Origin of the sequence: Sphingosinicella terrae (assembly GCF_003347635.1) — a bacterium.
GTDB classification, from domain to species: Bacteria; Pseudomonadota; Alphaproteobacteria; order Sphingomonadales; family Sphingomonadaceae; genus Allosphingosinicella; species Allosphingosinicella terrae.
Genome location: NZ_QDFY01000004.1, coordinates 357,975 through 369,488 on the forward strand (window position 1 = coordinate 357,975; position 11,514 = coordinate 369,488).

At 67.7% G+C, this 11,514-nt stretch carries 12 protein-coding genes; 11 read left to right on the forward strand and 1 reads right to left on the reverse strand.

The window, feature by feature from the left end; translation table 11 throughout:
* Positions 1-81: 81 nt before the first annotated feature.
* From DDE10_RS11825 to DDE10_RS11875, 11 genes are all read left to right on the forward strand, one after another.
* The gene (locus DDE10_RS11825; protein ID WP_162806571.1) at positions 82-753 is read left to right on the forward strand and encodes an energy transducer TonB; all 672 of its coding nucleotides are present in this window, start codon (positions 82-84) and stop codon (positions 751-753) included.
* Positions 753-1,160, forward strand: coding sequence for a hypothetical protein (locus tag DDE10_RS11830; protein WP_162806572.1), 408 nt, complete (start codon positions 753-755; stop codon positions 1,158-1,160). Before DDE10_RS11825 ends, DDE10_RS11830 begins: the two co-directional genes overlap by 1 nt.
* Before the next feature lie 14 nt (positions 1,161-1,174).
* Positions 1,175-2,125 (forward strand): bifunctional diaminohydroxyphosphoribosylaminopyrimidine deaminase/5-amino-6-(5-phosphoribosylamino)uracil reductase RibD, encoded by a 951-nt coding sequence (ribD, locus tag DDE10_RS11835; RefSeq protein ID WP_114952966.1) that lies wholly within the window; start codon positions 1,175-1,177, stop codon positions 2,123-2,125.
* 8 nt (positions 2,126-2,133) lie between these two features.
* Positions 2,134-2,748 (forward strand): riboflavin synthase, encoded by a 615-nt coding sequence (locus DDE10_RS11840; protein ID WP_114952967.1) that lies wholly within the window; start codon positions 2,134-2,136, stop codon positions 2,746-2,748.
* A gap of 43 nt (positions 2,749-2,791) precedes the next feature.
* Positions 2,792-4,084, forward strand: a complete 1,293-nt coding sequence (gene ribB / locus DDE10_RS11845) for a 3,4-dihydroxy-2-butanone-4-phosphate synthase (RefSeq protein ID WP_114952968.1) — start codon at positions 2,792-2,794, stop codon at positions 4,082-4,084.
* 2 nt (positions 4,085-4,086) lie between these two features.
* The gene (gene ribH / locus DDE10_RS11850) at positions 4,087-4,512 is read left to right on the forward strand and encodes a 6,7-dimethyl-8-ribityllumazine synthase (protein WP_114952969.1); all 426 of its coding nucleotides are present in this window, start codon (positions 4,087-4,089) and stop codon (positions 4,510-4,512) included.
* A 61-nt stretch (positions 4,513-4,573) separates the two neighbouring features.
* A complete protein-coding gene (locus DDE10_RS11855) occupies positions 4,574-5,470 on the forward strand; it encodes a DMT family transporter (RefSeq protein WP_114952970.1) in 897 nt (298 codons plus the stop codon).
* A 38-nt stretch (positions 5,471-5,508) separates the two neighbouring features.
* Positions 5,509-6,168 carry a COQ9 family protein gene (locus DDE10_RS11860; protein WP_284734612.1) on the forward strand — a complete coding sequence of 220 codons (660 nt, stop codon included), beginning with the start codon at positions 5,509-5,511 and terminating at the stop codon, positions 6,166-6,168.
* Between the two features lie 67 nt (positions 6,169-6,235).
* Positions 6,236-8,179: a cytochrome c/FTR1 family iron permease gene (locus DDE10_RS11865; protein ID WP_114952971.1), complete on the forward strand. Its 1,944-nt coding sequence runs from the start codon at positions 6,236-6,238 to the stop codon at positions 8,177-8,179.
* Positions 8,180-8,369: 190 nt separating this feature from the next.
* On the forward strand, positions 8,370-8,870 hold the full coding sequence (gene ssb / locus DDE10_RS11870) for a single-stranded DNA-binding protein (RefSeq protein ID WP_114952972.1): 501 nt from the start codon (positions 8,370-8,372) through the stop codon (positions 8,868-8,870).
* A gap of 73 nt (positions 8,871-8,943) precedes the next feature.
* On the forward strand, positions 8,944-10,335 hold the full coding sequence (locus DDE10_RS11875; RefSeq protein WP_114952973.1) for an amino acid permease: 1,392 nt from the start codon (positions 8,944-8,946) through the stop codon (positions 10,333-10,335).
* Here DDE10_RS11875 and DDE10_RS11880 read toward each other — a convergent pair.
* Entirely contained in the window at positions 10,244-11,398 is a 1,155-nt protein-coding gene (locus tag DDE10_RS11880; RefSeq protein ID WP_114952974.1) for an aromatic ring-hydroxylating oxygenase subunit alpha, read from the reverse strand. The genes DDE10_RS11875 and DDE10_RS11880 overlap by 92 nt on opposite strands.
* Positions 11,399-11,514 lie beyond the last annotated feature (116 nt).

Below are 11,514 nucleotides of genomic sequence, written 5' to 3' on the forward strand. Positions count from 1 at the left end.
GTATAACATGGTGTGATGTTGTATCATCATTGCACCCGGCCGAGACCGGGGCCTCGCGGGGAGGCAGTGAGGAGAGGAGTGATGACAGCAACAGGCGGATTTTACGAGCAACGCACGGTGCGGCCGAGCAGTCTCGCCGTGGTCATTGGACTGCATGCAGCGGCGCTGGCAGCGGTGATGCTGGCCAAGCCGACCATCTTCGTTCTTCCCGACGAGGGCCCGCTCATCGCCACGAACATTCCGATCGACGATGATCCACCGCCCGTTCCGCCGCCTTCGCCGCGAATCGAACAGGTACAGGTGCAACCGCCCATCTCCAGGCCGACGACGACCCCTACGGTCATCGACCTGCCGCCGCTGGGCCGGACGGTGGATGGGCCGCCGGTGCCGGCGCCTCCGTTGCCGGGTCCCGTCGGCACGGCGGGCACGGCTTCCCTGGGCGAAGCGGCGCCGAGGCTAACGCCGTTGCGGATCGACGCCGAGTTCGACCCGCGCTTTGCCGACGCGCTGCAACCGCCTTATCCTGCATCAGAGCAGCGCGCGGAGCGTGAAGGCACCGTTCGGGTCCGGGTGACGATCGGCCCGGACGGCCGAGTGAAGGCCATTCAGCGCCTGGGCGCGACCAGCGATGCCTTCTGGGCAGCGACCGAGCGCCATGCGCGATCGCGCTGGCGCTTCCGGCCGGCGACCCTCGACGGCGTGCCGGTGGAGAGCACCAAGACCCTGACGCTCCATTTCCGGCTGGAGGCCTGATGCGAACTCCGGGCGGCAGCCTGACGGCGGTCGCCCGCCCGGGGGTGGCGGCAGGGGCAGGGGCGCATTATCTTGCCCCCATGCCCCTGCCCCGACCCGCCCGACCGAGCGTCCTGTGGAACGACCTGCGCGCCTTCTGGCGCGAGCGGCCGCGGCATCAGTGGCTCGCCGGCACGCTGGCGGTTGCCATCCCGATCGGGATCATCGTCGCCTTCTACCTCGACTCCAACACCAATCTTCGGCCTCGGGCCACGATCGTCTATGTCGACAGCTGGCGCGCCGATCGCAGCGACGACGCGATCAAGGCGAAGCAGAAGACCGATCTCGAGCAGCGGCGCGCCGCCGAGGCCGAACGGCAGCGCCAGTTCAAGCAGCTCGACGACCGGCTGAATCGGCTCGGCATTTGAACGATACGGATTGGATGGCGAGGGCGATCGCGCTTGGCGAGCGCGCGCGCGGTTCGACCGCACCCAATCCCAATGTCGGCTGCGTCATCGTCAAGGACGGACAGGCGATCGGACAGGGCCACACGCAGCCAGGCGGCCGGCCCCATGCCGAGTCGGTTGCGCTTGCAGAGGCCGGCGAGGCGGCGCGCGGCGCCACGCTCTACGTGACGCTCGAGCCCTGCGCGCACGTAAGCGCGCGCGGCCCCGCCTGCGCCGATCTGATCGCCGCCGCGCGGCCTGCACGCGTGGTGATTGCGGCGGCCGATCCCGATCCGCGGACCAATGGGCAAGGCGTCGAACGGCTCCGCGCCGCCGGCATCGCGGTGGAGACCGAACTCTGCCGAGCAGAAGCGGAGCGATCCTTTGCCGGCTTCCTTGCCCGTCTCCGCCTCGGCCGGCCGCTGATCACGCTCAAGCTCGCCATGTCGATCGACGGCAAGATTGCGTTGCCGTCTGGCGAAAGCAAATGGATCACGGGCGAGGATGCCCGGGCGCATGTCCATGCCGAGCGGGCGCGAGCCGACATGATCCTGGTCGGCCGCGGCACTTATCTCGCCGACCGGCCGCGGCTCGACGTCCGCCTGCCTGGCCTGGAGGGCCGATCGCCGCACCGCGCGCTGCTGACCCGCGGCGAAGCAGTCGAGGGTTGGACGCGCCTCGGCGCACCGGAAGAGGTGACGCGGCTTCATGACGTCAACGATCTCCTGGTCGAGGGCGGATCCGCCACTGCCACCGCCTTTCTCGCCGCCGACCTCGTCGACCGCATGCTGATCTACCGCGCTCCGATCCTGATCGGCGAAGGGAAGTCCTCTGTCGGCTATGTCGGGCTCGACCGCATCGCCGACGCGCATCGACGCTGGACGCTGGTCGAGACCCGCGCGCTTGGCATCGATCGGCTCGAAGTCTACGAGCGGGTTCGAGACTGAGGGGACGCATGTTCACTGGCATCATTACCGACATCGGCAGGATCGATCGTGTCGACGCGCGCGGCGATCTGCGGGTGCGCGTCGCCTGCGGATACGACGTTGAGAGCGTCGACCTCGGCGCCTCGATCGCCTGCTCCGGCGTCTGCCTGACCGTCGTCGACAAGGGGGAGGCCTGGTTCGCCGTCGACGTCTCGCAGGAGACCCAGAACCGCACCGCCTCAGGCCAGTGGAGTGTCGACCGTCGGCTCAACCTGGAACGGGCGCTGAAGCTGGGCGACGAGCTCGGAGGCCATATCGTCACCGGCCATGTCGATGCGATCGCGGCTGTCACCGGCGTCGCTCGCGAAGGCGATTCGATCCGGTTGACGTTGGAAGCCGGGGCCGAAGTGGCGCCCTTCATCGCCGAGAAGGGATCGGTGGCGCTGGACGGCGTCTCGCTGACGGTGAACGGGGTGGAGAGCCTCGCCGCCGGCGGGGTCCGGTTCGGCGTCAACATCATCCCCCATACCGCCGAACAGACGACTTTGGGCGCACTCGCGTCCGGCGACACCGTCAATGTCGAGATCGACATCCTTGCGCGCTATCTCGGCAGGATGATGCAGGTACGCGCCACGCAGATGTGATTTGGGATTGTCACATCACATTGTGGTGTGATAGCCGACGCGCATGAGCACCGTCCTGATCGATCGCTTGTGCGAGATCGTCTCCGCCGGAGAGATGAGCCGCGCCGGGCTGGCCCGCGCGGCCGGCCTCCATCCAAACTCCCTGCGCAAGCTTGGCGACTCGGACTGGAATCCGACCGCCGACACCTTGCTGAAGCTCGAGAAATTTCTTGCCGGCGGCAGCCGTGGGGTCATGGCGACGGCCGAGCAGATCATCGACGAGGCGCGCAACGGACGCATGTTCATCCTCGTCGATGACGAGGACCGGGAGAATGAGGGGGATCTGGTCATCCCCGCCCAGATGGCCACGCCGGACGCGATCAACTTCATGGCCAAGCATGGTCGGGGTCTGATCTGCCTGTCGATGACCCGCGAGCGGATCGAACAGCTCGGGCTGCCGCTGATGCCGCGTCACAATGACAGCCGCCTCGAGACGGCCTTCACCATTTCGATCGAGGCGAAGGAAGGGGTCACGACCGGCATCTCCGCCGCCGATCGCGCCCGGACGATATCGGTCGCGATCGACGCGTCGAAGGGGCCGGAGCATCTCGTCACTCCCGGCCATGTCTTCCCGCTGGTCGCGCGCGACGGCGGGGTGCTCGTCCGAGCCGGTCATACCGAGGCGGCGGTCGACGTCTCCCGCCTTGCGGGCCTCAACCCTTCCGGAGTGATCTGCGAGATCATGTCGGAAGACGGGACGATGGCGCGGATGGACGACCTTTTCGCCTTCGCGCAGCTCCACAACCTCCGCATCGGCACCATCCGCGACCTCATCGCCTACCGGCTCAAGAAGGACCGGCAGGTGATCGAAACCGCCGAGGCGCGGTTCGACAGCCGGTGGGGCGGGACGTGGACGGCCAAGACCTTCCTCGACAAGGCGACGGGGCTCGAGCAGATCGCCTTGGTCAAGGGCCATGTCGATCCCGAGCGGCCGACGCTGGTGCGGATGCACGCCCTCAGCCTGTTCGCCGACGCTTTCGCGGAAGCCGGAGAACGCGGCGGACTTCTCGAAGGCGCGATGAAGGCGATCGCGGCGGAAGGCTCGGGCGTGATCGTCGGCATCAATCGGCCCATGGCGGATGGTCTCAGCCGCGCGCTCAAGGTCCGCTCCGGCGAGGTCGCGCCGCGCGACAGCGATCAGCTGCGCGACTATGGCATCGGCGCGCAGATCCTGGCGGCGCTCGGAGTCCACGACATGGTCCTTCTCACCAACAGCCACCATACTCCGGTGGCGCTCGCCGGCTACGGCCTCGCCATCGTCGGCGAGCGACCGATCCCGCGCGCGGACCGGGGCTGAACATGGCGCGCATCCTCATCGTCGAAGCCCGCTTCTACGCTCATCTCAACGACCTTTTGCTCGAAGGCGCTTGCGCCGCGATCGAGGCGGCGGGTCACAAACACGAGACCGTCACCGTGCCCGGCGCGCTGGAGATACCCGGCGCCGTCGCGCTGGCGGCCGAGACCGGCCGCTATGACGGCTATGTCGCGCTCGGCGTGGTGATACGGGGCGAGACCTACCATTTCGAGATCGTCGCCGGCGAGAGCGCGCGGGGCCTGATGGCACTTTCGATGGACGGCGTCGCGCTCGGCAACGGCATCCTGACCGTCGAGGACGAAGCCCAGGCGCTCGCCCGTGCGCGTCCGGACGAGAAGGACAAAGGCGGCGAGGCGGCCAAGGCGGCGATCGCCATGCTCGCGCTGCGCGAGCGCTTCGCACGAGCCTGAGGACCGAGCATCGGCCTGAGCCGGTTGACGGCCCCCCTTGGCGCGCCCAAGCGCGGCGGCGATGCCGCGCAGCCTCTCTTTCGCCTTTCCCGCCGTCCTGCTCGCCAATCTCTTCCTGGCGGCGGGCCCATGGCTGGTCCGCCTCTCGCAGAGCGAGGCGGGGATCGGCCCGGTCGCGGCGGGCTTCTGGAGGCTTGCTCTCGCCATCCCCTTCCTCGCCTTCGTCGCGTGGCGCCAGAGCCGCGGTCGCGCTCACCCCGGCTGGCCGATAGTCCTGGCGGTCATCGTCGGCGGCCTGTTCTTCGCGGCCGATCTTGCCGCCTGGCACGAAGGCATACTGCGCACCAAGCTCGCCAACGCCACCCTGTTCGGCAATTTCGCCAGCTTCCTGTTCGCCATATACGGCTTCATGCTGTTGCGCCGTCTGCCCGGCGTTACCCAGTCCGGCGCGCTGCTCCTCGCCGCGATCGGCACGTTCCTCCTGCTCGGCGAGAGTTTCCGACTTTCTCCACAGCAACTGACGGGAGACCTGCTCGCGATCCTGGCCGGCCTCTTCTATACCTTCTACCTCATCGCCGTTGATCGGGCGCGGCGAGTGATGGCGCCTTGGCCCGTGCTTGCCGTCGCCACCGCCGCCGGCGCCGTGCCGCTGCTGGTTTTCGCCCTCGCCTTGGGAGAAACGGTCATGCCCGGCGACTGGACGCCGGTGATCGCGCTTTCCGTCAGCAGCCAGCTGATCGGTCAAGGTCTGCTCGTCTACGCGATGGGCCATCTTTCCCCCGTGGTGGTGGGCCTGTGCTTTCTGACGCAGCCGATCGCCTCGGCCGCGATCGGCTGGGTCGTCTATGACGAGCGTCTCTCCGCCGGCGACGGGATCGGGGCGCTGCTCATCTGCGCGGCCCTCGTGCTGATCCGGTTGCCTACTCGGACCCGGCCGGCGCTCCCGCCGGAGGTCTGAGCCTTGCAACCGAGACGCAGGCGGATCATTGACGTCCCATGATCGCGCCCGCCGACATGAACCTGGACGAGTTGCGCGCCGCGCTCGCCCCGCTTCTTCCGGAACACGCCGCCTTCGACGGCTGGACCGAAGAGGCGCTCGCCATGGCCGCGGCTCAGCTAGGAATTCCTGCCGATCGGGCGCGCCTCGCCTTTCCGGGCGGTCAGGCACAGATGATCGATGCCTGGTTCGACTGGATAGACAAAGCGATGCTGGAGGCCTTTCCGCCGGAGCGCATCGCCGCGATGAAGATTCGCGACCGTATCCGGGAGCTCATCCTGTTTCGCTTCGACGCGCTGAAGGCGCATCGCGAAGCGCTCCGGCGCTCGCTCGCCATCCTCTCGCTCCCGCAGAATCTGGCGGATTCGGCTCGACTGGCGTGGCGCTCGGCCGACCGGATCTGGCGTGTCGCCGGCGATACGGCCACGGACCTGAACCACTATAGCAAACGGGCCATCCTCGTCGGCGTCTATGGTTCGACCACGCTCGTCTTCCTGGACGATCAGGCGGAGGACCTGGCCGAAACTCGCGCCTTTCTGAGCCGGCGTATCGACGACGTCATGCGGTTCGAGAGGTTGAAGGCAAGCTGGCGCGGCACGCGCGAGCGACTGCCGTCGCTCAGTCGCTTCCTCGGCAGGTTGCGCTATCCGAGCGTCTGATCGCGCTATTGATAATCACTCGCAGCTTGGTTAGTCCGCTGACGTGCCAATCTTCTTGCGGGGAATCATGTCCGATCGGTTGCGTGGAGTCGGGAGCCTCTGGCTCTGCCTGTTGCTGGTGGCGGCCATGGCCTTCCCCTCCGTCGCGCGCGCCGACGACGCGGCGGTTCAGACCACGTGGCGGCTGCTCGATTATATCGCGGTCGACTATCGCGGCGCGGTCGAGAACGGGCAGATCATCAGCCAGCTCGAATATGACGAGATGCTGGAATTCACCGCGACCGTGGTCGAGCGCCTCGCCGCCCTGCCGCAACACCAAGCCCAGCCGGACCTGATCGCGAGGGCCCGCGCGCTGCAGGCGGCGGTGACCCGCCGCGCGCCGCCGCCCGAAGTCGAACGGGATGCCCGCGCCCTCGCCGGCGATCTTCTCGCCGCCTATCCGGTACCGCTCGCGCCAACGGCCGTCCCCGATCTCGCGCGGGGGCAAGCGGTCTATGCGGAGCAGTGTGTCGCCTGCCACGGCTCGGACGGCTCTGCGCGGGTTCCCGCCGCCGCGCAGATGGATCCGCCGCCGATCGACTTCACCGATCGCAGCCGGGCCCGGGATCGCAGCCTTTTCGCGCTCTATCAGGTGACCAGCCAGGGGCTGGAGGAAACGGCGATGCAGAGCTTCGCCCATCTTCCCGAGGCGGACCGCTGGGCGCTTGCCTTCCACGCCGGCCGTTTCGCCTATCCCCCCGGGCTGGCGGTCGAGGGAGAGCGTATCTGGCGGTCGGAAGCGGGCGTCCGTTCGGAAGTGCCGGATCTCCAGGCCCTGGTGTCGCTGACTCCGGCCGCCTTGTCCGCCAAGATCGGGGAAGACAAGGCGACGGCTGTGATGGCCTATCTTCGGGCCAATCCTTCAGTCCTGGTGGAGAGCGCCGGCGCCGGGACTCTGGGATTAGGACGCGACCTGCTCGCGCGCAGCCTTGAAGCCTATCGGGCTGGGGAGCGCCAACGCGCCGCCGAGCACGCCCTTGCCGCCTATCTCGAAGGCTTCGAGCCGGTCGAGGCCCTGCTCGGCGCCCGCGACGGCAATCTCGTCGTCGAGGTCGAGCGCGAAATGGGCGCGCTTCGTGCCGCGATCAGCCGAGGGGTGCCGGAGAACGAGGTTGCCGAGCGCATCGGCCGCCTGCAGACGCTGTTCGAGCAGGCCGAGGCCGCCGTCTCGCCCGACGCGGCGAGCGCGACCTCCACCTTCCTCGGCGCGTTCGCGATCCTGCTTCGCGAAGGTCTCGAGGCCCTGCTCATCGTCATCGCGATGATCACATTCCTCGTGCGGGCCGAGCGCCGCGACCTGCTTCGCTGGGTCCATGCCGGCTGGATTGCGGCGCTCGTCGCCGGCGTCGCCACCTGGTGGATTGCGACGCATCTGATCACGATCAGCGGCGCCAACCGCGAGCTGACCGAAGGCTTCGGCTCGGTGCTGGCCGCGATCATTCTCCTGTTCGTCGGCATCTGGATGCACGACAAGGCCCAGGCGGGGGCGTGGCAGGCCTATGTGAAGGACAAGCTCGACCGCGCCCTTGGCCGGGGTTCCCTGTGGCTGCTTTTCGGCCTCTCCTTCATTGCCGTCTATCGTGAGGTGTTCGAGACGATCATCTTCTTTGCGGCGATCGGTGCGCAGGGAGAGAATGGCGCGATGATCGGCGGAATCGCAGTCGCGGCGGTGCTGCTGGCCGTGATCGCCTGGGCAATGTTGCGATTCGGCCGCCGCCTCCCGATCACGAAATTCTTCCAGTACAGTTCGGCTCTGATCGCGGTCATTGCCGTCGTGCTGGCGGGGAAGGGCTTCGCCGCGCTTCAGGAGGCGGGGATGATCGGGGTGACGCCGCTCGACGGGCTGCCGCGCAGCCCGATTCTGGGTCTGTACCCGACGGTCGAGACGCTGGCTGCCCAGGCCGTCACGATCCTCCTGCTGGTGCTAGGTTTCCGGCGCTCGCGCCGCCCCGTACCCGCCCTCGCCGAATGACAGGAGCCTGACGCTTGCAGGCCAAGCTTGTTCCGGATATGTTCAATCCATCAAGCTCTGCTTGGGTTGAGCAGTGGGCGTGCCGACAGTCGGCAGCCTGGGCCCGGCGCCGCGCTGGAACCGACTTGTCGTCAAGCTTGGCGGGAGGGTCGTTCTTTTCTATGCCGGTGCTCCAGCGAAGGAGACGAAAATGGCGGGCGTGAACAAGGTTATCCTGGTCGGCAATCTCGGCGACGACCCCGAGGCCCGCTCGCTCAACAATGGCGGTGAGGTGGTCAATCTACGCGTTGCCACGTCGGAGCAGTGGAAGGACCGGGACGGCAACCGCCAGGAGCGGACGGAATGGCACCGTGTCGTCATCTTCAACGAAAATCTCGGCCGCGTCGCCAAGCAGTATCTGCGCAAGGGTTCTCAGGTCTATCTCGAGGGGCAGCTCCAGACCCGCAAGTGGACCGACCAGTCCGGGCAGGACCGCTATTCGACCGAAGTCGTCCTCCAGCGCTTCCGCGGCGAGCTGGTCCTGCTCGGCCGCCGCGACGGCGGCGGCGGTGGCGACGATTTCGGCGGCGGCTATGGCGGCTCCAGCGACTTCGGTGGGGGCAGCAGCAGCACCGGCAGCAGCGGATCGCGGCCTGCCTCTCGGCCGCAGCCGGCTTTCGATAGCGATCTCGACGACGACGTTCCGTTCTGACCGGCGCCGGCATGCCTGTCAGGCGCGCCGGATGATTTGACCAAGGCGGCACACCGGCGCATCAATCGGCGCGATGCCGCTCCCTTCCGCACTGCCGACGGACGAACCCGGCTCGACCCGGCCGTTGCTCGGTTTCTGGATGTGCCTGGCGCTGGTCGTCGGCAACATGATCGGTTCGGGCATCTTCCTGCTGCCGGCCGCGCTCGCGCCTTACGGCCTCAACGCGCTCGTCGGCTGGGGAGTGACGATCAGCGGATCCCTGTGCCTCGCCGCCGTGCTGGCTGCACTGGCTCGAGCCCTCCCCGATGCCGCCGGGCCCTATGACTATGTCCGGATCGGGCTCGGCGCGCCGGCCGCCTTTTTCGTCATGTGGGCCTACTGGATCTCGCTCTGGGTCACCAATGCCGCCTTGTCGATCGCCGCCGTCAGCTATCTCAGCACGCTTTCTCCCGCCACCTTCGCGGTGAGCGGCGCTCCCGCCCTCGCGGCCATCGGCTTCGTGATCCTGTTCATCGCCGTTTCGTGCGGCGGCGTGCGCGCGACCGGATCGGTCCAGGTCGTCACCAGCTTTCTCAAGGTCCTGCCGCTCGTGGCCGCGGTCGTGATCGCCTTGCTCGTCATCGGCGGTGGCGGCGAGCCGGCTCAAGCCGCGCAAGTCTCGATCTCTCCCGGTGGGGTGGCCGGAGCCGCGGCCCTGACCCTGTGGGCGATGCTGGGATTCGAATCGGCGACCGTGCCGGCGGGCAAGGTGCGCGACCCGGAACGCAATGTCCCACTGACCACCCTGCTGGGCACACTCATCGCCGGACTCTTCTATGTCGCCGCCTCCGGCGCCGTCTTCCTGCTTCTTCCGGCGGAAACTGCCGCTCGCTCCAATGCGCCGTTCGCCGACCTGATCGGCCTGTTCTGGGGGCCGTGGGCGGCCAGCCTCGTCGTCCTGTTCGCTGCGATCAGCTGCCTGGGCGCCCTCAACGGCTGGGTCTTCCTCCAGGCGGAGGTTCCGCTGACGCTCGCCCGTCGTGGCATCTTCCCGGGCTTCTTCCGCAAGGTGAACCGGCGCGGCATTCCCGTGCGCGGCCAGATCTTCGGCGGTGTGCTCACCATCCTTCTGATCGCCGCCAACTACACGCGCGGCATGACCGAATTGTTCGCGTTCATGGCCCTGCTCGCCACCGCGGCCACGCTCGTCCTCTATCTCCTGGCGTCGATAACGGCGCTCGTGCTGACCATGCGCCGGACGCTGAAGCTGGGGCCGATCACCGTCCTCGCGCTGATCGGCGGTGCCTATTCGGTCTGGACCTTGTGGGGCGCCGGCGCCGAGGCGACCGGCTGGGGCGCGGTACTGCTCGCGACCGGAATTCCGGTCTATCTGATCATGCGCTTCGGGCGCTCCAGCCCGGCGCCGGTGGGCGGTCCAGTCGCGCCTCCGGGATCAGCCGCCGAAGCTTTGCCGCGAAGCTCCTGAGACAGACCTCGCTCTCGCCGAGCGGACCCGGCACATAAAGACGCGATTCCATGCCGCGTTGGACCCGGGCGATCAGGGCAGTGTCCTCGAGGTTGACGCGGCGATTGATCCGCCAGTTGAGATAGCGTGCCGCCTTCATCTCGCGGCGCTGGTCGGGCAGCGCGTAGCTGATCTCGCGAATCAGGGTCTCGGTCGGTCCGACCGGCACGAAATGCATGAAGTCGATCTGGTCGGGGTAGAGATCGAAGGCGAGGTTCGGCCACAGCTTGAAATAGAGCCAGCTCCGCCCGGCGTCCTGCGGCAGCAGCTTCTGATAGGCACGCTCAGAGAGGTTTGCCGAAGGCCGCTCGACCAGATCCCCGGACATCCGGTCGACATGATCGCCAGCCTCGATCCGATAGTCGCCGCCGAATAGCCGGGTCAGTCCGGGATGGGCGACGGGGATGTGCAGCCCATCCGAATAATTGTCCGCGACGTTCTTCCAGTTCACCTGCCGCGGCCGCAGCGTGATCCGGCCCAGCGCCCTCACTTCATCCAGGCGGTGAGGCGCGATCTCGGCTTCGTAGGGGGCCATCATCTCCGCAACGCCTGGCCCGCCGCCCTCGAGCCGCACGAACAGGAAACCGTGCCAGCGGTCCAGCTCGACGGGCAGCAGGCCCCAATGCCGGGGCTCCAGCCCCCGATAATCTTCCTTGTGCGGGACGCCGATCAGCCGCCCGTCGGCGGCATAGGTCCAGCCGTGATAGGGGCAGGTAAGGCGCCGTGCGCAACCCTGCTCGCCGTCGACGAGGCGCGAGCCACGGTGCCGGCAGACATTGGCGAACGCCCGGATCTCCCCGTCGGTCCCGCGGATGACGATGACGCTTTCGCCGAGATAATCCAGGCTGCGCCATTCCCCCGGCTCCGCAATCTCGCTTTCGTGGCATACGATCTGCCAGGCCGGGCGGATGACGCGCTCCATCTCGACTCCGAAGAATTCGGGATCGCGGTAGATCCAGCCCGGAAGGCTGAGATCCTGTTTCGGATCGCGTTCGACAAGCGAGAGGCGGGCGGCTTCCGACATGGGTCTTGCACCTTCGGGCGAATTCGGCTCCGCCCTAGCATCGCCGCGCGGCAATGTCGCGCCAGACGACTTTCCCGGGCGCTTGATCCAAGCGCCGGCCGGTCCCACATCGGCGA

Excerpts from the sequence above, each read along its gene's own strand:
- DDE10_RS11825 (WP_162806571.1), top strand. The coding sequence starts at position 82 with ATGACAGCAACAGGCGGATTTTACGAGCAACGCACGGTGCGGCCGAGC.
- DDE10_RS11830 (WP_162806572.1), top strand. The coding sequence starts at position 753 with ATGCGAACTCCGGGCGGCAGCCTGACGGCGGTCGCCCGCCCGGGGGTG.
- ribD (WP_114952966.1), top strand. The coding sequence starts at position 1,175 with ATGGCGAGGGCGATCGCGCTTGGCGAGCGCGCGCGCGGTTCGACCGCA.
- DDE10_RS11840 (WP_114952967.1), top strand. The coding sequence starts at position 2,134 with ATGTTCACTGGCATCATTACCGACATCGGCAGGATCGATCGTGTCGAC.
- ribB (WP_114952968.1), top strand. The coding sequence starts at position 2,792 with ATGAGCACCGTCCTGATCGATCGCTTGTGCGAGATCGTCTCCGCCGGA.
- ribH (WP_114952969.1), top strand. The coding sequence starts at position 4,087 with ATGGCGCGCATCCTCATCGTCGAAGCCCGCTTCTACGCTCATCTCAAC.
- DDE10_RS11855 (WP_114952970.1), top strand. The coding sequence starts at position 4,574 with ATGCCGCGCAGCCTCTCTTTCGCCTTTCCCGCCGTCCTGCTCGCCAAT.
- DDE10_RS11860 (WP_284734612.1), top strand. The coding sequence starts at position 5,509 with ATGATCGCGCCCGCCGACATGAACCTGGACGAGTTGCGCGCCGCGCTC.
- DDE10_RS11865 (WP_114952971.1), top strand. The coding sequence starts at position 6,236 with ATGTCCGATCGGTTGCGTGGAGTCGGGAGCCTCTGGCTCTGCCTGTTG.
- ssb (WP_114952972.1), top strand. The coding sequence starts at position 8,370 with ATGGCGGGCGTGAACAAGGTTATCCTGGTCGGCAATCTCGGCGACGAC.
- DDE10_RS11875 (WP_114952973.1), top strand. The coding sequence starts at position 8,944 with ATGCCGCTCCCTTCCGCACTGCCGACGGACGAACCCGGCTCGACCCGG.
- DDE10_RS11880 (WP_114952974.1), bottom strand. The coding sequence starts at position 11,398 with ATGTCGGAAGCCGCCCGCCTCTCGCTTGTCGAACGCGATCCGAAACAG.